Annotated in this window: 24 protein-coding genes and 1 pseudogene; 3 read left to right on the top strand and 22 right to left on the bottom strand. The window is 40.3% G+C overall.

Translation table 11 applies throughout. The features are described 5' to 3' along the window. Positions 1-92 precede the first annotated feature (92 nt). Complete coding sequence (locus WJQ40_RS11735) at positions 93-938, top strand: aminotransferase class IV (RefSeq protein WP_337540447.1); 846 nt, start codon at positions 93-95, stop codon at positions 936-938. Here the strand turns inward: WJQ40_RS11735 and WJQ40_RS11730 are convergent. From WJQ40_RS11730 to WJQ40_RS11715, 4 genes and pseudogenes are all read right to left on the bottom strand, one after another. Then, positions 933-1,322 (bottom strand): MATE family efflux transporter, encoded by a 390-nt coding sequence (locus WJQ40_RS11730; protein ID WP_337540445.1) that lies wholly within the window; start codon positions 1,320-1,322, stop codon positions 933-935. The two genes, WJQ40_RS11735 and WJQ40_RS11730, sit on opposite strands and share 6 nt — an antisense overlap. Next, positions 1,307-2,074, bottom strand: a pseudogene (locus tag WJQ40_RS11725) (MATE family efflux transporter). Before WJQ40_RS11725 ends, WJQ40_RS11730 begins: the two are co-directional and overlap by 16 nt. 92 nt (positions 2,075-2,166) lie before the next feature. Next, positions 2,167-3,177 (bottom strand): LacI family DNA-binding transcriptional regulator, encoded by a 1,011-nt coding sequence (locus tag WJQ40_RS11720; RefSeq protein WP_337540444.1) that lies wholly within the window; start codon positions 3,175-3,177, stop codon positions 2,167-2,169. 153 nt (positions 3,178-3,330) lie between these two features. After that, positions 3,331-3,621 (bottom strand): ORF6N domain-containing protein, encoded by a 291-nt coding sequence (locus WJQ40_RS11715; RefSeq protein ID WP_337540443.1) that lies wholly within the window; start codon positions 3,619-3,621, stop codon positions 3,331-3,333. A 153-nt stretch (positions 3,622-3,774) separates the two neighbouring features. Here WJQ40_RS11715 and WJQ40_RS11710 point away from each other — a divergent pair, with 153 nt between their 5' ends. Next, positions 3,775-4,113 carry a helix-turn-helix transcriptional regulator gene (locus tag WJQ40_RS11710; protein WP_337540441.1) on the top strand — a complete coding sequence of 113 codons (339 nt, stop codon included), beginning with the start codon at positions 3,775-3,777 and terminating at the stop codon, positions 4,111-4,113. A gap of 117 nt (positions 4,114-4,230) precedes the next feature. On the opposite strand, the gene WJQ40_RS11705 is transcribed toward WJQ40_RS11710, so the two are convergent. From WJQ40_RS11705 to WJQ40_RS11695, 3 genes are all read right to left on the bottom strand, one after another. Further along, positions 4,231-4,620: a DUF4406 domain-containing protein gene (locus WJQ40_RS11705; RefSeq protein ID WP_337540439.1), complete on the bottom strand. Its 390-nt coding sequence runs from the start codon at positions 4,618-4,620 to the stop codon at positions 4,231-4,233. Between the two features lie 5 nt (positions 4,621-4,625). Further along, positions 4,626-5,375, bottom strand: coding sequence for a phage antirepressor KilAC domain-containing protein (locus WJQ40_RS11700; RefSeq protein WP_337540438.1), 750 nt, complete (start codon positions 5,373-5,375; stop codon positions 4,626-4,628). 65 nt (positions 5,376-5,440) lie between these two features. Next, positions 5,441-5,968 (bottom strand): sigma-70 region 4 domain-containing protein, encoded by a 528-nt coding sequence (locus WJQ40_RS11695; protein WP_337540437.1) that lies wholly within the window; start codon positions 5,966-5,968, stop codon positions 5,441-5,443. 497 nt (positions 5,969-6,465) lie between these two features. Here WJQ40_RS11695 and WJQ40_RS11690 point away from each other — a divergent pair, with 497 nt between their 5' ends. Then, a complete protein-coding gene (locus WJQ40_RS11690) occupies positions 6,466-7,611 on the top strand; it encodes a CGNR zinc finger domain-containing protein (protein WP_337540436.1) in 1,146 nt (381 codons plus the stop codon). A 56-nt stretch (positions 7,612-7,667) separates the two neighbouring features. Here the strand turns inward: WJQ40_RS11690 and WJQ40_RS11685 are convergent, their stop codons facing one another. The 15 genes from WJQ40_RS11685 to WJQ40_RS11615 all read right to left on the bottom strand — a co-directional run bounded on the left by WJQ40_RS11685 (position 7,668) and on the right by WJQ40_RS11615 (position 21,290). After that, positions 7,668-9,053: an LlaJI family restriction endonuclease gene (locus WJQ40_RS11685; protein WP_337540434.1), complete on the bottom strand. Its 1,386-nt coding sequence runs from the start codon at positions 9,051-9,053 to the stop codon at positions 7,668-7,670. A gap of 14 nt (positions 9,054-9,067) precedes the next feature. Continuing rightward, positions 9,068-10,756 (bottom strand): AAA family ATPase, encoded by a 1,689-nt coding sequence (locus WJQ40_RS11680; protein ID WP_337540432.1) that lies wholly within the window; start codon positions 10,754-10,756, stop codon positions 9,068-9,070. Next, positions 10,743-11,795 carry a DNA (cytosine-5-)-methyltransferase gene (gene dcm / locus WJQ40_RS11675; protein WP_337540431.1) on the bottom strand — a complete coding sequence of 351 codons (1,053 nt, stop codon included), beginning with the start codon at positions 11,793-11,795 and terminating at the stop codon, positions 10,743-10,745. The genes WJQ40_RS11680 and dcm overlap by 14 nt, the downstream gene beginning before the upstream one ends. Further along, positions 11,786-12,991 carry a DNA cytosine methyltransferase gene (locus WJQ40_RS11670; RefSeq protein WP_337540429.1) on the bottom strand — a complete coding sequence of 402 codons (1,206 nt, stop codon included), beginning with the start codon at positions 12,989-12,991 and terminating at the stop codon, positions 11,786-11,788. The genes dcm and WJQ40_RS11670 overlap by 10 nt, the downstream gene beginning before the upstream one ends. A gap of 21 nt (positions 12,992-13,012) precedes the next feature. Continuing rightward, positions 13,013-13,276, bottom strand: a complete 264-nt coding sequence (locus WJQ40_RS11665) for a winged helix-turn-helix domain-containing protein (RefSeq protein WP_337540427.1) — start codon at positions 13,274-13,276, stop codon at positions 13,013-13,015. A gap of 13 nt (positions 13,277-13,289) precedes the next feature. After that, positions 13,290-13,481, bottom strand: a complete 192-nt coding sequence (locus WJQ40_RS11660) for a helix-turn-helix domain-containing protein (RefSeq protein ID WP_337540425.1) — start codon at positions 13,479-13,481, stop codon at positions 13,290-13,292. Positions 13,482-13,721: 240 nt separating this feature from the next. Beyond that, the gene (gene rlmD / locus WJQ40_RS11655; RefSeq protein WP_337540423.1) at positions 13,722-14,981 is read right to left on the bottom strand and encodes a 23S rRNA (uracil(1939)-C(5))-methyltransferase RlmD; all 1,260 of its coding nucleotides are present in this window, start codon (positions 14,979-14,981) and stop codon (positions 13,722-13,724) included. A 104-nt stretch (positions 14,982-15,085) separates the two neighbouring features. After that, the gene (locus WJQ40_RS11650) at positions 15,086-15,379 is read right to left on the bottom strand and encodes a hypothetical protein (protein WP_118798264.1); all 294 of its coding nucleotides are present in this window, start codon (positions 15,377-15,379) and stop codon (positions 15,086-15,088) included. 117 nt (positions 15,380-15,496) lie between these two features. Beyond that, positions 15,497-15,811, bottom strand: a complete 315-nt coding sequence (locus tag WJQ40_RS11645; protein ID WP_337540421.1) for a hypothetical protein — start codon at positions 15,809-15,811, stop codon at positions 15,497-15,499. Between the two features lie 18 nt (positions 15,812-15,829). Then, positions 15,830-16,459, bottom strand: a complete 630-nt coding sequence (locus WJQ40_RS11640) for a cytidylate kinase-like family protein (protein ID WP_118798262.1) — start codon at positions 16,457-16,459, stop codon at positions 15,830-15,832. 17 nt (positions 16,460-16,476) lie between these two features. Continuing rightward, on the bottom strand, positions 16,477-17,187 hold the full coding sequence (locus WJQ40_RS11635; protein WP_118798261.1) for an ABC transporter ATP-binding protein: 711 nt from the start codon (positions 17,185-17,187) through the stop codon (positions 16,477-16,479). Between the two features lie 12 nt (positions 17,188-17,199). Continuing rightward, positions 17,200-17,961, bottom strand: coding sequence for an ABC transporter ATP-binding protein (locus tag WJQ40_RS11630; protein WP_118798260.1), 762 nt, complete (start codon positions 17,959-17,961; stop codon positions 17,200-17,202). A 1-nt stretch (position 17,962) separates the two neighbouring features. Further along, positions 17,963-19,018, bottom strand: coding sequence for a branched-chain amino acid ABC transporter permease (locus WJQ40_RS11625; RefSeq protein ID WP_334307702.1), 1,056 nt, complete (start codon positions 19,016-19,018; stop codon positions 17,963-17,965). A 19-nt stretch (positions 19,019-19,037) separates the two neighbouring features. Further along, positions 19,038-19,922 carry a branched-chain amino acid ABC transporter permease gene (locus tag WJQ40_RS11620; RefSeq protein ID WP_262574736.1) on the bottom strand — a complete coding sequence of 295 codons (885 nt, stop codon included), beginning with the start codon at positions 19,920-19,922 and terminating at the stop codon, positions 19,038-19,040. Positions 19,923-20,111: 189 nt separating this feature from the next. After that, a complete protein-coding gene (locus tag WJQ40_RS11615; RefSeq protein WP_262574760.1) occupies positions 20,112-21,290 on the bottom strand; it encodes an ABC transporter substrate-binding protein in 1,179 nt (392 codons plus the stop codon). Between the last annotated feature and the right edge of the window lie 86 nt (positions 21,291-21,376).

The following is a 21,376-nucleotide window of genomic DNA, read 5'->3' as shown; positions in this document are numbered from 1 at the left end:
GCGTAGCACGAAGCAATCCGTAGGTATCAAAGTCGGGGGCTTTTGACCCCGACATTATAATATAGAAGTAATAATTGCAAAAGGAGAACGCTATGAAATATGTTGGATATTATAATGGAGAAATAGGTCCCCTGGAAAAAATGAAGATTCCCATGCTGGATCGTGCCGTATACTTCGGTGACGGCTGCTATGATGCTACCACCTTTGCAAACAATCATATCTTTGCTGCAAAGGATCATCTGGACCGTTTCTACAACAGCTGCAAATTACTGGAAATTCCTTTTACCATGCCAAGAGAGGAACTGATTGCTGCCCTGCAGCAGTGTATCGATGCCAATGACAGTGATCACGGCATGCTCTACTGGCAGTGCTCCCGTGGAACTGCCCTCCGCGGCCACCAGTTCCCACCGGCTTCCGTAAAGCCAAACCTGATGATCTTCACAGTCCCCTGCGATCTGATCCCCTTTACCACTACCTTCCGTTTGATCTCCATGGAAGATACCAGATTCCTGCACTGCAATATCAAGACCCTGAACCTGATCCCCAGTGTGATCGCTTATCAGAGATGTATTGAAAAGGACTGCCAGGAAACCGTATTCCACCGTGGCGACCGTGTAACAGAATGTGCACACAGCAATATACTGATGATCAAGGATGGTGTGCTCTGCACTCCTCCAAGGGACAACCTGATCCTTCCCGGTATTACCCTGAAGCATCTGCTGATGCTGGCTGAGCAGAACGGCATTCCTACCAAAGAGGCTCCGTTCACCATGAAGGAGCTGGAAGAAGCCGACGAGATCATCGTCAGCAGCTCCGGCGGTCTGTGCATCCAGGCTGTTGAGCTTGACGGTAAGCCTGTTGGCGGCAGGGATCCAAAGACACTGAAAACTCTGCAGGATGCCTACGCTGCTTATTATGCAGCGGATACATCGTTATGATAAGCTGATCATCCATTTACGCTTTCTGAAAATAACAAGTGCTACAGCAAGCCTGAATATTTCCTCTGTGGTAAGCAATGCATATACACCAACAATGCCCCACCTAAACACATATGCAGCAAGCAGACACAGAGGAATTCCTATGCACCAAGTGCCAACAATATCAATCACCATGATGATTTTTGTATTGCCGCCGCTTCTTATGATGCCTCCGCTAAGTATCATATTTTCCACCTTGACCGGTGCATATAGGGCAAATACAATAAGCAGTATTTTCCCAAGTTCTTTTACGCTGTTATCCACACGATACAATCCGGTATAGACTCCTGCAAGTAAAAACAGCAATGAGGCTACCACAACCGAACCGGCTAAACCGGCATACATGATCTTCTTTGACTCAGCATAAGCCTCATCATATTCTTTCCTGCCAGGTTTGATGTGCCAAGATGTCCATATACAGCTGACTCCACATTTTGTCCAAGGCTCCACAGAAATTCACTGACCAGAATCAGCATGATCATAACCAGATAATCCCTGATTGTGATCTTCTTAAAACGCAGGGACAGCACCGGATTATCCCCATCTCTTCTATTACATACAACAAATCCAATAACAATGAATACAAGGTTAAACAGCTGTGAAATAAGCGTTGCAATCGCAGCTCCTTTGATCTCCATACGCGGAAATCCAAATTTACCGAATATCAGCAGATAGTTCAGCCCTGTGTTTACAGCAACTGCTCCAAAGCTTGCCAGAAATGGTATCGTGGCATGCTCCCTGCAGCGCAGCCATGCAGATAAAATATTACTGACTGCCATAGGAATATAGGAAAACGCTACAATTCGGAAATAGACTGCACCTGTATTTATAATACTCATATCCTCAGTATAAAGTCCAAGAATCTGCAATGGAAAGGCTCCTGCCGCCAAAAGAAACAATGCTGATATCATAATTCCGCAAATGAGGCTCACATCAAAGCTGCACCATGCCTCTTTTTTATCTTATGCCCCCATAAACTGTGCGATCAATATCCCGGCAACCGCACCTACCGCACCAATCACCACAGAAAAAATTAAAGAAAAATTACTTCCAAGCCCAACTGCCGATATATTAGTCTCTCCCAGCTGTCCGATCATGATCTGGTCAACAATTGAAAATGATGCCTGCAGCATACTTTGCAGTGTGACAGGAACTGCTATTTTACACAGTGATTTCATAAAATTTGACATTATAGTTTACCCGTACTTTCTCTTTTTATCAGCTCAACCGGCAATACGATCTCCGTTTCACAGTCAAAGCCATCGCGCATTGCCTCAAGACATTCAATTGCAGTTTTTGCCCTTAAAGATGCGTCCTGATGAATCGTCGTAAGCGCAGGACTGCTTTCCCTGCTTGCCATATTGTCATCAAAGCCGATCATCTGGATATCTTTGGGGATTTGCATACTCTTTCCCTGCAGAAAACGCATGAACTCAAGCGCATAAAAATCTGACACCGCAAAAACAGCAGTAATATTATGCTTTAACATTTCCGGAAATTTATCCTCATAAAAATCCAATCTTTCCTTTTCGGTCTTTGGAATCTCCCATCTTATGACTTTCCCCGGCTCAAAGGCTTTGCGAAAGCCTTCGATGCGCTCCTTATCCATACAAATAAAATTATCAGCTATACATAATGCTTTTTTATGGCCGAGCTCCCTCAAATATTTTCCTGCCTGGCAGCCACCATCATAATGATTGATGACAAGATTAACCACCCTGGAGCATTTCTCAAAGTAGCCATCATACACAACAAAGGAAATCCTTGTCTGGTTTCTGAGCTGCTCATAATCCGCTTCGCAAAATCCCATCAAGATCAGTCCATCCATATTCCACATGGAGGCAAACACCGGAATCTCACTGATATCCGCAGTTGTTTTTATCATCAGAAAATATCCCTTTTCATTTACCTCGCGGGAAAGAACATTGAGTGATGACATCACAAATCCATCCTGTAAAACCCTGCCCTCATACTTCTCATTATCATTGATCACCACCCCGATGATTCTTGAATTATTTCTCGCAAGCAGAATACCCGCCATATTCGGGATATATCCTGACCTTTCAAGCTCCTGCTGGACGCGCTTTACCGTTTCATCTGAAATCTTTTCTGTTTTGCCATGAATCACCTTTGAGACCGTCGCTGTACTGAGTCCTAATGCATCTGCGACATCCACGATCCTGATCCTGTTCTGTGCCATGTCGATTTCCTCTTTTTTGATATTCTGATCATATGGTACAGCAAAAGTATCGGTTTTACAAAGGTTAAACGCGTAACCACTCACAAAATTCATATTCAGTTTTTGTGAAATTTTACCAAAGGATTTTGTTCTTTTATTTCTCCAATGAATTTTTCAATGAGTCTGTTTGTTCTGTAAACACATACGGATTACTGCGAGACATCGAATTGGTATTTGCGACCGCAAATCGTCTTTTTCTTCATCAGAAGTTTGAAACATAAAATCTTCTGGAAATTTACTAATATTTCTTTTTACCTGCTCGTTTAATCTTTTGGTAGTATAACCATATATCTCTGCTAAATCAGCATCTAACATTACCCTCTTGCCTCTAATGATATAAAGTCTGTCCTTAAGATATTCCTCTGTAACCTCAACAAGAGTATCCTTGATCTCATCTCCTACCATTAGCTCCTCCTATCTTGTGGTCGAAATTTGTGGCCACAAATTGTTATTAACTTGATATAAACATCATTTGATGGTATAGCAACCATTGGATATGTTTATATTGTATTTTATCCATTGGTTACTGTTAACAATATAATAACAAGGAGAACGATTATGTCCGAACATCTTATACCTGAACGCTTAAGAAATGTAAGAGAAGGCCTCGGAATAACGATGGCTGAAGCCTCGAGAAGAATGAATCTATCAAAAATAGGGTATTGCCGTTACGAATATGGAGACAGATCACCCTCTCCACAGACAATCGAAGTTATTGCTAAAGCACTATGTACTTCTGTAGATTATCTTGTTGGCTTAACTGACGACCCTTCTGCTGATACAATAACAATTGATAAAAAATCGGATCCTGTCCTTTTTGAATTAGTTTCAAATATAACCAGTAAAGAGGATACAATTAAAAGACTACTAGAATATTACAACCGACTAAACCAATAATATAAGAGAGGCATTCACCATGAAACAGCAAATACCTCTTTATCTCTATACATTATGCATTTTTGTCAGTGAACCTATTTCCTAGTCATCAAGACAACCGTCTCCACATGTATTATACTACGTTTTAAAAAATGGGTATGCGCCACCAGCATTGATACCACGACTAACTACTCCGCCAAACACCCAGAGTTCCGTGCATTTACCAAGAAGTACATAATTAAAATGCATAGCCATTTCTCGTTCTGCCTCATTACCGTCATCCATGAACTGTGGATAGAGAAGATGAGGTGTTATCGGGATAGCATTCTTATCAACGGCAAATCTGCTGTACGCTTTTGCATTCTTTACATTATTCTCGATATCACCTGCATACGGACTACAAACATATACCAACGGAAGATAGGCAGCTTTTTTATCAGCTGCCATTTCTTCACGATGGATATTGGTAAGAGCCTCATATGTAGTCGGGTCGGAATAACCCTCATGATTAAACTTATCAATACCCATATCTTTTAATCCTCCTGTTCGATCTGCGGATAAACACCGTCTGCTTTTAATGTCTCGTAGATAAACAGCCTGCCTTTCTGTGTCCACTTTGTATGCACTTTCGTGTGCTGATAACCACAACTATCCTCATATACATGAGTGTTTGTTTTGGTGTATCCACAATTTGCATATTTCTGATACAAAAGCCAAATATCAGACTGCTTAAACTGAATGCCCTTTTTATGAAGATGCTCATTCATTCGCCGAGCACTCCATCCGTAGTCTTTTGCAATGACAGAAATGTTCACTACATCTCTGCAATTAAGCACGATATCGTAATAAGTCGCTTTGGGTTTCAGCTCTACAATCTGTTGATTCTGTACTGCTACTGTTTCAAGAAACTCCAAGTTCTGCTTTTTCACCAGTGAAAGCTGATTATTAGCAAACTGTAATGCTCGTGCCATTACTGCTTCCGCTGAGTTCCAAGCCTCTTCAACCTTGATGAAATACTGACGAAACTTTCTACCTTCCTCTGAACGCTGAATCATACAGAGCTCCTTTGCCATGGAAATGGAAAGCTGATGATCTACTGCAGGTCTTCCACCTGTGCTTTCGCTCAAAAATGAGCAAAAGTCCGTACCTTCTTCAAAGCCATAATCACACATCCTAGGAAACCAGTCTTTGTATGCAGTTCTGACGTCCAATGCTGCGTGCAAATCTCGTCCACTCACAGTAGGTCGCTCACTGTTAAAATTGATTCTGATTAATTCGTCCATTCGAATTACCTCCATAAAATTTCTTGGAGACTCTTGCCTCCTACCTAGTAGCCTTGGGAGAAGCGTTATAAGGACGTTTTTGAAAAAACTTTTTCTAACTTTTTGATTGCACGTCTGTAACGGTGACTTACGTTGTTGGGAGTGTCACCAATTTGCTCTGCGTACTCAGCAACGGTCATGCCATCAAGAACAATCGCAATAACCATTTCTGCTGCGTCCGGCTTTAAAATTTCTCTTATATAAGAGCAATAATGTTTGTACTGCCATTCATGATCCATTCGCTCTTCCAGTCCATCGATATCTCTTGTGAAAACAGACTGGTCGATTGCTTTGGCCATAATTGCCTCTTCGGTGTTAACTTCAATAACACCCTCTTTGTTCTTCATCTTTGCATTTCCTGTATGACGTTCATGCTTGTGCCAGCTGTTGTAATCGGGTCTGTTAAATCTCTCTTCGATTACATCTTGGATTCTCTTTTCGTAGTCTTCCTGACTCTCTTCTTCTGAAATGGAGATATTTAACCATTTCTCCAATTCCATGTTTTCGACCTCAAGTGTCTGATACTCGTTCTCGTAACGAATCTTGATTTTCATAAAGTTCCTGTCTTTCTGCCTGGTTCTCGCAGAAGGGCAAAGGGAACAAATAGGGTCGGTGCTTATAGAAGTACCGGCCCATAAATTGCCTGAAAAAGGGCATAAGGAAATAAGGGTACTTCTATCGCACCTTTCACAGGTTGTCCTGTGATCGATGCCGATATCTGTATCCCAATGCCCTTATAGCTAATCAGGCCTTGCGACATTAATTACTGAGTGATGTTTTTACCTTATATAACAATTCTTGATTTCGTTAACTTGGATCACATCGTAGTTATTACTAAACTCTGTAATTAGTATATTGAAAAGCAAAAAATAATTGAAGATAGCAAGTTTTAACATAACTCTTTCATTTTAGCAATGGAAAATATGTTGTAATTTGAGTTATTAAAGAGTATAATCAGTACATTCCATATAATTTGCAATTACTATTTTCAGGCAAAAAAATAATGCCATGACATAAGCCATAACTTTTCGACCATAGAAAGGATCCCAAAATGCCCCAAATCAAAGAAAATTTTTTTGAAAATATTTTATTTAAGTTTGAAAGTTGCAGCTGCGACTGCGTTGAAGATATAGAGCACATTGCTCCTGGAGCAGAACCTATCAGCAAATTCAAGCTACAGGCAATACCAGAACATCCTGTCCTCTTTGGTTATGCAGCTAAAGACGGATTAGTCCGTATTGCACCCAACGGGACAATCGAAGAAAGAAACATTCTCGGTACTCTGATGTCTCTTGCAAATAAGCCTACCAAGGAACTCGTATCATTTATGAAAGACAATGGTTTCCTATTTCCAGTTTGTGCAGGCACCTATGAAGTATTTGATGAGATATCTCTATACGGAATAATCAACCGCTTAAAAATGACTGTAGAGTTAATGACTGCCGCAAATGAGATCAGAAAGAATTACAAGAAGATTTGTGACCTAACAATTTCTTTATTGTTCTCTGAGGATCTTACAATAAAAACCGACTCTATGAAAAATGCCTATTCCAGCTGCCATCATAAATATGTAAATACACTTATGAACCCACCTGTTCAGTTATCTTACAGCAGACAACAAGAAGCATTTGACGGAGACACCTATAGTATCACCGATTGCATATATGGTTCTTATGCTCTTAACATCCAGGATTACGATAACATTATTGGTGGCTACTCTTCTATTCCAGGGTATCAGAATGGATTTTATCAGAACATCACTTCGATGTTTGTTAATTATGAAAAACAGGATATGACCAAGAAGATTTCTGATTTCCTTTTCCATTTTCTTTATGAAATGAACGGAAATAGTTCCGGGGAATTTTCTGATGAAATGAAGTCAGCACTGATTGAAATCGCAAAATACATACTCGGAGAAGAGATTAATGCTAACCTTGATGGTATCCATCCTGTTTATAATTCAGAAACAATGACCCCATCATGGAAAGTAGATTCACTTCTTTGTGCAGCTTACTTCTCCATATTCTATTTGAAACCAGACCTCGAATTGTATCGTCCTTGTGACAATCCTAGATGTGGCCGCTTCTTCCTTGTAAAGACCACTTCAACAAGAAATCGTTTCTGCAGTCAAGCGTGTTGCAACAGAGTCACTCAAGACCGTTACAGAAAACGAAAAAGAGAAAAAGAAGGCTTATAAGAAAAGAACCTCTGTCTGCGACTATGCAAACAGAGGTTTTAATATTTATCAGCTTTTTATTTTTTATCGACACCATATGGAGCAGGACCTTCTGCAACCATTGATGCTGCAGGAACTGGAGTTGTATATGGTGTTATCTTTGTTATCGGCGTTTCTCCTGTAGATGTGATTGCCTTCTTTCCAAGAACAGCCTCTATACATTCTGCAAGAGCAACCTTTTCCTTTATCGGCTTACCAGAATAATGATACATCAGATACCTCGTATCCATGACGATTCCCTGAATACGTTCATAATATTTCTTGTTGTATCTCCAATCACCAACTGCCTCTCCGATATTGCCAACAACTGATGTAAGCTTGAAATGGTTCTTTGCCATATTGTATGGCATGATGAACGCATTAAATAATGAGTTTGTATCTACACCTTTATACTTTTCCAGATACTCACCGTATGTAATCTGCTTATTGATTGATGAACCATTAGGCAGATGATCTGGAATACCTGTCCAACCATACTTATAACACTTGGCATCGAGAATGTAATACTTGCCATTGTAAATCATAATGGTATCCGGCATCAAAGGCCTCTTTTCCTTATACTTGCCGTAATCAAGCAGCCATCTTGAGCGAGGGAAATACTTATCCTTATCCTTTTCTCCGAAGGCTCTATCGATAAGTTTCTCCCACACATGGTCAAAATCATCAGTGCCAAAGTAGAATTGCTTATCAGATGTTTGCTCATCCATGTACTCAAGCATATCCTTCATTCCACGAAATAAAGACTTCTTCTTATCATCATTTGTAGCAGCAAGTTTGCTCTGAACAATTCTAATTGAAGTTTTCACATCCGGGTGTGGTCCTGGTTCTTCCGGCATATATGGAACATACAACCATCCAAGTCTCTTGAATGCCTCATAAACACAAAATCTATTAATCTGAGTTATTTCCTTTGTGTCATTCGGTGTTGATGAGCGAACCTCGAACTGTGTAAATACAAAAGAACTCACACCGTTTCTACTCTGAACAAGTGGCATCTGCTTTCTTGCAGTTCTTGCCCAGTCCTGCTTTCCGGTTGGAGCCGTGATATACACCTGTTCCTTCTCAACATAATATGTTCCACCGATGGAAAAATAATACTCAATAACACTCTTAAATGCGTTGATTGGGAAATCAACTGTCTGCGGTGCTGCAAACTTATTGATAGCAAGTAAACGGTCATCCTTTGTTGTAAACTCAGACAGTACTTGTATTAAGTGTTTAATATCTGTTCTAATCTCGGCATCGGTTTCCGGTAGTTCATATCCGATAGGGAAATAGACCATAGCATTATCTGAATCCGCTTTGATACCTACAAAACGGTCGCCATCTTCATTTGTGTTAATATGGCAGTGCTTTTTGATATCATATTCCATGATTGAATTCAAAGCTGAGCCTAAATCCATCTATCATCACCACCTTACTCTTCGTCTTCTCCTGTAAAGGCATCCTTCACATTGTCTTTGAAAACCTTAAATCTATCTAATCCCTGTGCATACATAAATGCACGGATTACCTGCTCAAGGCTCTGATATTCTGTAACCTCAAAGATTACTTCACGGTTAAACTTGAATGCATCATCCCACAAATACTTGATTACCTTTTCAGGGAACTTCCTGTTCTGTCTTATAGCATCACGGATAATAGCAATTTGTGTTTTCTCATCATCTGTAAGAGTACCTTTGCTTTCCTTTTTGCGAAGTGCATCGTATATTTTTAAATCACCCATCGCATCATTAAACTCAAGGTCACGAAGATGAACAAAATATGCTCCAAGTCTCTTATCTTCTGCAGATGTCATTCTAGCACTATTGCCAACAACAATCTTATTGATTTCTACACAGAAGTTTCTCCACGTAACCGTAGTATCAAGAATTTCTGCATCCGCAAGTGTTGGGTCAACATTAGCAAAATCATTCTCAATAAGACGCATATCCCATCTACGCTGGAAAGCTGTATCCAACGTGAAAACATTCTGATCTGATGTATTCATTGTTCCAATGATAGAAAGATTTGAAGGAATACGAACCTTATCTGCCTTTCTTTCCTTACCATACATTTCTTCAGCAATATTCATATTTGTAATACCATACTCACTTGTACCAATTGGATATCCGTCATCATCAATATCACGAATTTCTACCTTACGGTCAAGTAGCTGGAATACCTCGCCAAAGATAGCTGGAGCATTACCACGGTTAATCTCCTCGATAATAAGGATGTACTCCTTACCAGGATTATTATAAGCCTCACGAAGAATATTTGTAAAAGGACCTGGTGTAAACTTATAGCTTACCTGTCCATCTTCTTCAACTGCAGGAAGAATCTGACCAATAAAATCTGAATAAGTATAGTCCGGGTGGAAAACAAGTCTTTCAACAACACTTCCCTGTTTGCAATACTCATGCTCGATAGTCCAACTCTTACCAGAACCAGGAACACCGTAAAGAAGGACATTACAGCCTGTAGTAAGACGTTCTCCTTGTGAATCCATTTCAGATACACCAGTTCCATTACTTTTACCAGGATGCACCGCTAGAGCACTTGAATACTGTAAATTTTTATAATTTTCTATATAATAGTAGATAAATTCTGGTCTAAAAACTACCAAATTCTTACCAGTCACTTTATCAACATAATAACCTGTGTTTTTTGCCACCTGTATATCAGTTCGCATATTCACTCTTAAACTTGGATTTGCGGGATAGTTCTTTTCTTCTTCAATTGGCCATGCAACAACTACTGTGTCACTTAAGGAATCTTTGTTTTCATAAACATAAAAGCCAAGTATCAGTGCATCATCCATATGTGTTCTAGGATCATTTTCAGTACCGAGCTGAATTTTCTTTTCTTCTCGATTTCTTTCAGGATCCTCCTTCCTAACATTACCGTGATATAAGTGAAATGTTTTTGTAATCCCTAAGTTATCATTTACTAATTTAATATGATAGTGAGCCGAAGTTATCTCTTCGAGAATCGTATATTTCCACCCATTGATTGAAAACATCTTTTCAATCATTGCTTTTCTTTCTTGAGAACTAAGTGTAACGGGTTGACCAATTACAACTCTGCCATCGGAACTCACTTCGTATCTCTCATCTCGTTCCATTGAAATATACCTCCATTATCTTTGATGCAAGAATATTTGCCATTTTTACCGGAACAGCATTTCCCACCTGTCTCCACTTATCCTTCATTTCTCCCAGCAAAACATACTCATCTGGGAAAGTCTGTAATCTTTTTAATTCTTCAATTCTTAGAAATCTATTTCGCCAATGGAAAGGTCCCTGATTAGTAGAAAAACTAGCCTGAATTGTCCAAGAAGGACGATCTGGTGCTAATTTTAATAAAAATGTCCAGTATCTAGATTTCCATTTAAATTTAGGCTCAGGATATCCTCTTTTTTCTGTAAAATACAAATAATTATCACCTGGCGGAATCTGCGTTAACAAATCAAAATCTTTTTGTCCAGGGCGCTGATTTTTTTCTTCCTCTGTGATATTATCAAATTCAGAAATAACATCACCGCAAGTAACCCATGGTAACTTATCCGTATTTTTACTTGGATCGACGTGAGTTTCTTCTGGGAAAACAAATTCTGGCAGCTCCTCCAAATAACCGATACAGAAAAATCTTTTTCTCGTTTGTGGAACGCCATAATTTGCACAATTAACAACTTTATAGGTTATTTTATACCCCAGTTCTCTCGCCTTATCCTTCAAAAAGTCGAATTCTTCCTGGTGTGTCTTAAATGTAAATCCATCAACATTTTCGAATAAAAACACTTTTGGTTTTAGTTCCTTCAACGCACGGAAGTATTCAGGAACTGCAAATCCAGCACGTTCATCATCAAAACCATTTGCCTTCCCAATAAGATAATGTCTTGTTTGACTATAAGGTGGACATGGTGGTCCTCCAATCAAACAATCAATTTCTCCATACTTTTCCTTAAGTTCGAAAAAGTCAATGCTTCTAACATCACCACAGTATATCTCATCCGCCATGTCATTTTCTTTTAAAGTATCGCAAGCCAACTGCCAAACATCTGATGCATATACAGTTCTAAATCCAGCTTGTTTAAATCCAAGATCCAAACCACCTGCACCTGAAAAAAGACTTACTACTTTGGGTTTTCTTTTTAAATCCATTTGCACAACTCCTCTACTACCTTTTTACCAAGTAAAGGTGGAACCGCATTACCTATTTGTTTGTGCTGTGAATATGTGCTACCTACAAATTCATAATCATCAGGAAACGTTTGAATTGCAGCTAATTCACGGATATTAAGCCTTCTATTTTTCCAATGGAATGGTCCTTCCCAATGTCCAGGACTTGCAATAATTGTCCAAGATGGCATAAATGGATGTAATTTCAACAAAGAAGACCAGTATCTTTTACCAGCAACAAAAACTGGGTTAGGATGTTTTTCTCTTTCTGTCAAAGCAATGTAGTTCTTTCCAAAAGGAATACAGGTTAATTCATGTTCCCATTTTCCTTCTGTTTCAAGTTTTTCTCCATCACAATACTCATCACTATCAAACTTGCCAATCCAATCGATAACTCGTTCATACGGTAACAATTTAAGATTTGCAAGACTCTCTTTCTCGTTACCGTGAGTTTGTACTAATGTAGCATTAATCTCTTTTTTACTTGCTAAAAAGAATACTCTCTTTCGCTTTTGTGGAATACCATATTCAGCTGCATTTACTTTCAAAAGAGAACAATGATATCCTAACGCCTTCATGTTTTCATATATAGTATCAACCGCTGCTTTATTAGAAGGATGTAAAATACTTTCTACATTCTCTAAAACAAATCCATCTGGTTGAAGTTCCGAAATCACTCTAAAATATGGTACTATCATATTTCTAGGATCTTCATTAGAATTTCTTTTTTCATTTGTCACCCAATATCCTGCTTTTGAAAACGGCTGACAAGGTGGTCCTCCAACAATTATTAGTTTTTCTGGATTTTCCTTTTTTAATAATTCAGCATAATGATTTCCGGTAATTTTTGTAATATCTCCCACTTCATGAACAGTATGAGCAAAGAACTTATTTTTCTTCAATGTCTCAACACTATCTTCAAAGATATCCAAACTAGAGATTACTTTTATACCAGCCAATTGAGTTCCAATATCCAACCCACCAGCTCCAGAAAACATACTAATTGCTTTTACATCTTCTCTAAATTCAATATTCATATCATTTACCGTATACCCTTTATGAGTGTACGGTATTAAAATATCCCCATTTTTATCCAAATCAAATTCCTCTAACATCTTTTCTTTTTGATGCTGAGTAATATTATTAAAGAATTTTTTCTCAATTCTATATAAACTCATAGTTCCTCCTACTATTGATGGTTATGCTAACGTCCAAGTTCCCCTTGTAACATTTTTAATTTTCCCTTTAGATTTTAGATTAGTTCTCGCCCAACGAAGTCGATAGTTGAGTTTTGTTCCCAATCCGCTCTCATCTTCCAATTGAACTATTTCATCTGATAATGATAATACTTCAATTACTTTTGCATCAATCTGCTCAGTAGTTGCAGTTCCTTCTAGCAGCTCTAGTGATTTCAAAATCGCCTCTTCTAACATACTATTTGATGGAAAATACATAGTTTTCATCTAGATGTCCTCCTTAAATATCAGCACTTTTGCCACTTTTTACCCATACATCAAGTTCGGATAATTTAAATTTCCATTGTTTCCCTATTTTATGAGCCGGAACACCTTTACCTTTTCTTAACCAACCACGTACTGTTCCAGGTTTTACTCCTAGGTACTCTGCTGCTTCATCTATACTAATCCATTTTTCTTGATTATCATTCATATCGCCACCCGCTATATATAAACGCAATTCTACAAAATAGATTATAGCAATATTTCATAAATATTTCAACCGATTTGTGAGTATTTAATGTTATTTGTTGTCATTTGCAAAACATCATACAATTATTATTCAACTATAAAAATCCGCCTCTTTGCTGCTCCTAAAACGTAGAAAATCCGAGGATCTGAATTTAAACTCAAATCCTCGGAAAAGCTTTATTTCAAGCCATTTTTCACGCTTTTACTTATGTGCTTTAGTCAACAGAGCTACGCACTCTATATGCACCGTCATCGGAAACATATCTACTCCCACGCCCTTCTCCATCCGGTATCCGCGCTTTGTCAGGAACTGCAGGTCTCTCACAAGGGTTTCTGGATTGCAGGAAACATAAATCACTTTCCTGGGAGAGAGTCTGAGCAGGGAGGTCAGAAATTCCTCGCTGCTTCCGCTTCTCGGCGGATCCATGAAGACAACATCGATTTTTTCATTCTTTTCTGCCAGCTCTGTCATGAACACTCCGGCATCATTCTGATAAAATTGAATATTGGATATCTGATTCTGTCTGGCATTGATCACAGCATCCTTTACCGCATCCCGGTTCAGTTCCACTCCGATTACCTCTTTGGCATGATCAGAAGCAATAAGACCGATCGTACCAGTGCCACAGTATGCGTCCAGCACCTTTTCCTTTCCAGTCAGTCCTGCATACTCGATTGCCTTTCCATAAAGCTTTTCTGTCTGAACAGGATTCACCTGATAAAAGCTCTTGGGAGAAATCTTAAAGGTCTTGGCACAGAGCTTATCCAGAATAAAACCGGGACCGTAGATAACCTGTTCCTTCTTCTCTCCAAGCACCATGCTGGTACGTTTATCATTCACATTGATCACTACTGTAGTGATCTCCGGATGTTCCTTCCTTAAAGCCTTCACAAAGTTGTTCTTGGATGGCAGAACCGGTGATGCCAACACAAGTATAACCATAATTTCTCCGGTGGCATGTCCGACCCGAACCAGCACATGGCGGAGAAGTCCATAATCGGTATCCTCGTCATAAGTTTTGATTTTGAAGGATTTTAACAAACTTCTGACTGTCCTGATAATGGCATCTGCCTTTTCGTTTTCCAGAAGACAGTTATCCACAGGCACCAAATAATGGGTTCCTTCCCTGTAATTTCCGGAGATGATGTTGCCCTTCTGGTCTCTGCCAAAGGTTGCCTTAACCTTATGCCGATAATGCAGTGGATTCTCCATGGCAATAAACGGTTCCAGCCTGCCAAAGCTCCGCAGCTGTTCCTGCAGCTGCTTCTCCTTTTTCTTTACCTGCTTTTCGTAAGGCACATCCAGAAGCTGACAGCCACCGCATTTTTCAAATACCGGACATACAGACTTCTGTTTCTGTACAGGCTTTTTCATTTCCCCGGATTTTTTCCCCTTATTGCTGTCAGTCTGTTTCCCCCGATATTTTTTCCCGTTAAAATTTCTTTTTTCCTGCTTTTCCATAGCTTTCCTCTTATCCTTCACCCTTTTAATCCAAAAGGATCCACCGGATCCCTTTTTCATATACATGGCAGCACAAAAATACCCCGGACCAGCCGGGGCATCTTTTATTTTTCATTTGGTTCCATCTTACGTATCTTCACAGACTCAAGCCCTGTGACCAGATCCCTTGCCTTGTCTACATCCGCTTCATTGATCCGAATCGTAAAAACATTCTTTTCCTTGCTTTTATCCTTGTTCATAAGTCGCTGCCAAAGAGTCCTATCCTGCCATTCAATAAAATAGGAAATTCTGTTTTTCAGAAACAGCTTTTCCAGCTTCTCCTTGCTCTCCAGACTGTACACCTTGCAAAATGCCACTTCCCTGTCAAATACTTTATTGCTGAATGTAATTGCTGACATAGCTTCATCTCCTGTCCTGTATCGTATTTTCATACCTGCTTTATGTCAACTGCTTTTTCATTATAAAGCATTTTCGGTTAACATTTCAAGGTAAAAAACAGATTCCCTGCCAGTATTTTAAACCGGCTTTTTAGAAAGATCCCACAAAGGCTTCTGCTGTATATACTGTTCGTTCAGCCAATCCGCTGCTTCCATCACCCCATCTGCAGAAAAATCAAATTCCATCCGCTGTTTCTTTTCTTCCGGTGTTTTGGCATAGCAGCATGGCTCCGGCCAGATCGTCACAAGAAGAATCTCCTTTTCCTCCTCATTGTCCTCTTCCTGTACCTTTTTTTTATGCTTTTTCAGCATATATCTCATACCATCCATGCTGGCGCAGTACTCTTCTTTTTTTATATAGTTAAAAATGTGAAACTTATCTTTCTCTATCACAGCAGCAATTCCTTTACATCAGTCTTGAAATCTGACGTTCATATAAGCTATGATCTCATCTACACATCTTTCAAATCCAAGCTTGGAACTGTCAAGACAAAGATCATAGTTCCTCGCATCTGTCCACTCCAGTCCGGTATAGTACCTGTGATAATCTGCTTTGCGCTTATCTACCTTTTGAACATACTTTTCCAGTTCCTTTGGACTCATGCTCTGCTTCTTGGCTGCCTGTTCCAGGCAGTACTCCTTGGGTGCATGGATAAAAACACTCAGTACATTATCATAATCCTTCAGTACATATTCTGCACATCTGCCAACAATAATACAGGATTCGTCCTGCTCTGCCAGCTTCTTGATGATCTTTGCCTGATAATTGAACAGGTTCTCCATGGAAGTAAAATCTTCACTTTCCGGAGGGATCAGTTCTCCATGATATACACTGTGTGCAATCTTGAACAGCTTTGTATTCTTGATCTTTTCATCTGCATTCCTGAACAGATCTTCATTGATCCCGCTGTCTTCTGATGCCAGCCTTAATAATTCCTTATCATAATAATGGATCCCCAGTCTTTCTGACAGCATCTGTGCAATCGTTCTTCCTCCGCTGCCATACTGTCTGGCAATCGTGATCACAATGTTCTTATCCATAACTCTGTTCCCCCTGTCTATTCCCCTAAATACGCTTTCTTGATCGCATCATTATGCAGAAGTTCATCTGCTTTTCCTTCCAGTACGACATTTCCTGTTTCCAGTACATATGCTCTGTCAGCAATGGAAAGTGCTTTCCTGGCATTCTGTTCCACCAGAAGTACTGTTGTTCCACTGGCACTGACACTCTGGATGATATCAAAAATCTCATTTACAAAAATAGGTGACAGTCCCATGGAGGGTTCATCCATCAGTATGATCTTGGGATGGGACATCAATGCCCTTCCCATGGCAAGCATCTGCTGCTCACCACCACTCAATGTACCAGCCATCTGATTCTGACGTTCCTTCAGTCTTGGAAATCTCGTATAAACTGTTTCCAGTGTCTGCTCTATTTCATTTTTGTCCTTTCGTGTATAAGCACCCATCTTCAGATTCTGTAATACTGTAAGATTAGCAAATACTCTTCTTCCTTCCGGCACATGAGCCATACCCATTCCTACAATCTTATGAGCCGGTACTTTGGTAATTTCCTTACCTTCAAACTGCACAGTTCCCCTGTCAGCCGTGATCAGCCCGGTGATCGTATGCAGGATCGTTGTCTTTCCTGCCCCATTTGCTCCGATCAGCGCAATGACCTCTCCTTCGTTAACATCAAAGGATATCCCCTTGATCGCCTTTATTATACCATAACTTACTTCCAGATCTTTTATCTCTAATAATGCCATGCCCTTATCCCCCTATTCACCAAGATATGCTGTAATAACCTCAGGGTTATTTAACACTTCACTGGTATCTCCCTGTGCAAGCACACGGCCAAAATTCAAAACTGTCAGTTTTTCACAAATACCGGAAACAAGCTTCATATCATGTTCAATGAGCAGAATCGATACATCAAAATTATCCCTCACAAAACGGATCGTTTTCATCAGATCCTGCGTTTCATTCGGGTTCATGCCCGCTGCAGGCTCATCCAGGAGCAGAAGCTTTGGCTGTGTGGCAAGTGCTCTTGCAATCTCAAGTTCACGCTGTTTTCCATAAGGGAGATTTGATGCAAGGAAATCTGCCTGGCCATCCAGGTCAAATACCTTCAGAAGCTCCATCGCCCGCTCATTCATTTCCTTTTCTACTTTATGGTATCTGGGAAGACGCAATATCCCCTCCAGCGTAGAATACCGGAAATGATTATGCAGACCGACTTTAACATTATCCAGTACTGAAAGATTCTTAAACAACCTGATATTCTGAAAAGTTCTGGCAACTCCTGCCATATTTACTTCTATCGTACTGCGGCCTGTAATATCCTGCCCATCCAGTCTGATAATCCCTTCGTCGGGCTTATAAACCCCCGTCAGAAGATTAAATACCGTTGTCTTACCGGCACCGTTCGGTCCGATCAGTCCATAGAGCTGTCCCTTTTCAATTGTAATATGAAAATCATCTACTGCATGCAGCCCTCCAAAGGAGATACTCAAATTCTGTACATCTAATATTGCAGACATATTATTTTACCTCCTTTACTTTTCCGCCAAACAGCCCTTTAAGCGAATACTTTTTACGAAGATTTACAAGCTTCGGACTCCAGTTAAAGAGCATGATCACTATCAGTACAATAGAATAAATCAGCATACGATAATCATTCATACCCCTGAGAAGTTCCGGAAGCAATGTCAGGATAACTGCTGAAATGATGGATCCCCTGATATTTCCAATCCCACCAAGTACGACAAATACCAGGATGGTGATCGACATATTATATCCAAAGTTCTTCGGTGTTGCCATCAGACTGTTCAGATTGTGCGCATACAGGACACCTGCCACACCAGCCAGTGCCGCAGAAATGGAAAAAGCCATCAGCTTATACCTGGTAATCCTGATCCCTACTGACTCCGCTGCAATCAGATTATCCCTGATCGACATGATCGCACGTCCATCCCTGGATTTGATCAGGTTCAATACGATAAACAGTGTGATCAGTATCAGTATCGTTCCTACTATAAAATTGGAATCCTTGGGTGTTCCTGTAATTCCCTGTGCACCATTAATAATGAGATCTCCATCACTTTCCATACTCATTGATGCCGCATCCTTCATGGAAATATGGATACCGTTTGCATCCTTTCCTACATAAATAACATTGATCACATTTTTGATGATCTCACCAAATGCAAGCGTAACAATCGCAAGATAATCTCCCTTTAACCGCAGAACAGGCATACCGATCAGAAGTCCGATCAGACCCGCACATACTGCACCGATCAGGATTGCCAGCGTAAATCTGACAGGTGCAACAGTAATCACATTTTCCATACACCTTGAGAAAAATGCACCGGTAAACGCACCCACACACATAAATCCGGCATGTCCAAGACTCAGCTCTCCCAAAATACCAACTGTCAGATTTAAAGAAATCGCCAGGATCACATAAACACACAAAGGAACAAGAAGCCCCTTCATCAGGCTGGATATGCTCCCTGTTGCCGTCATGATCTCTACTATAATAAATGCAACGATCACAATTCCATATGTGATCAGATTCTCTTTAAAATCTTTTGTCATCTTCATCTGCTTATTCCCCCTACACCTTTTCCTGAATCTTCTTGCCAAGGATACCTGTAGGTTTTACCAACAGCACCAATATCAGCACAAGAAATACAATCGCATCTGAAAGCTGGGAAGAAATATATGCCTTACTTAAAATTTCAATGACACCAAGAATGATTCCACCGATCAGTGCCCCCGGAATAGAACCGATCCCTCCAAATACAGCTGCCACAAATGCTTTGATACCTGGCATGGATCCCGTATATGGTGTCAGTGCCGGATAAGATGAGCAGAGCAGCATACCTGCAATTGCCGCCAGTGCAGAACCAATCGCAAATGTCAGTGAGATCGTTCCATTTACATTGATACCCATCAGCTGTGCGGCTCCTCTGTCCTCGGAAACTGCCTGCATGGCCTGTCCTGCTTTTGTCTTATTTACAAATAACGTAAGTCCCACCATGATCACAATACATGAAATGATAGTTACGATCGTTTCTCCTGTGATAATGATCTGCCCACCAGCCAGTGAAATGGCAGGAACTGTTACCACAGATGTAAATGCCTTTGTATTCGCACCAAAAATCAGGAGCGCCACATTCTGCAGAAAATAGCTGACACCAATAGCTGTGATCAGTACGACAAGAGAGGAAGCTGCCTGACGGAGCGGCCTGTATGCAACTGCTTCTATGGCAATCCCAAGGACTGTACATACCAGAACTGACAGCAGAATACCTACGGCCGGGGGCATACCTGCCATACTTACTGCTGCAAATATAGTATAAGCTCCAACCATGATAACATCACCATGGGCAAAATTCAGCATCTTGGCAATTCCATATACCATGGTATAACCCAGTGCAATGATGGCATATACACTTCCAAGGCTGATTCCATTAATTAAATACGAAATAAAACTCATAATAATACCGTATCCTTTCCCGTCGTTTTACACATACAATGTATACAAGTATAATTCACAATATTCCCTGCTATTATAGCAAATCTTCCTGATATAATGCAAGTGCGCTTTTGTCCTATAAACACAATAGAATCCTGAAAAAGAAAAAGAGGGTTACAACCTGTAACCCTCTTTGACTACATCATAAGCTTACTGAACTAATGCATAAGCACCATTCTTGATCTCCATTGCCTTAGGTGCCTTATTTACTGTACCATCAGCTGCCCAGTTCATACCCTCACCTGTCAGTCCGTCGACCGTGATCTCCTGCATAGCTGCTTTCATCTTGTCACAAATTCCTGAAACACCATCTGAAGGTGCTACATCGCCTTTTTCTGCTGCTGCCTTGATTGCATATACTGCATCATATGCATCTGCTGCAAACTGGTTCGGAGTATCATTGTAAGCAGTCTCATATGCACTTACAAACTTCTTTGTCAGATCATCCTGTGCATCTGCTGCGAACGGTGTCAGCAGCATAACGCCTTCTGCCAGGCTGGTATCAAAGTTCTCTACACCAAGAATACCGTCAAGTCCGTCACATCCAAAGAATTTAGGTGCATACCCCATGGAATCTGCCTGCTTCAGGATCAGAGATGCCTCTGTGTAATAGATAGGAAGAAATACGAGCTCTGCTCCTGCTTCCTGTGCCTTGGCAAGCTGTACAGAAAAGTCTGTCTTATTATCAGCTGTGAAAGCTTCTTCGGAAACAATCTCAAAGTTCTGTGTTGCTGCTTCCTCTTTGAACTTTGCATAAATACCTGAAGAATATACATCGGAACTATCGTAAATAACTGCTACCTTGCTTGCAAGATTATTCCCTCCAATATAATCTGCTGCTCCAACACCCTGGTTAGGGTCTGTGAAGCATACCTGAAATACATTGTCATTTCCTTCAATGCAATCTACAGAAGATCCTGAAGGTGTGATCTGGAACATATTGTCATTCTTGGATTCTGCTGCAACTGCTACGCAGCATCCACTTGTTACAGAACCAACCAGCATGTTCATGCCCCAGTCCTTTAAGGTATTGTAAGCATTTACTGATTTCTCATTGTCCAGCTCATCATCCTGGAAATTGTACTCAATCTGGTATCCGTTGATACCGCCTGCCTCGTTGATCTCCTTGATTGCCAGTTCAGCACCATTCTTAACTGCGATACCATAAACGGCACCTGCTCCGGTGATCGGTCCGATACCACCGATCTTAAAGGTCTCTGCTGATGCGTCAGCGCTGTCTGTACCTGCACTGCTGTTTGATCCACATCCTGCCAGAAGAGACATTGTCATGGCTGCTGCAAGTGTTAAACTAATCAGCTTTTTCATAATATTCCTCCTCCTGGGAAAACTCATTCCCATCAACTTCCTAATTTTTTTTCAAATGCTATCCTATCTCATATCAGAAATATTGTCAA

This window comes from Suilimivivens sp. (assembly GCF_037359455.1).
Classification (GTDB): Bacteria; Bacillota; Clostridia; order Lachnospirales; family Lachnospiraceae; genus Suilimivivens; species Suilimivivens aceti.
Note: the sequence above shows the minus strand (reverse complement) of the source record. Positions and strands in the feature narration are given on the sequence as shown.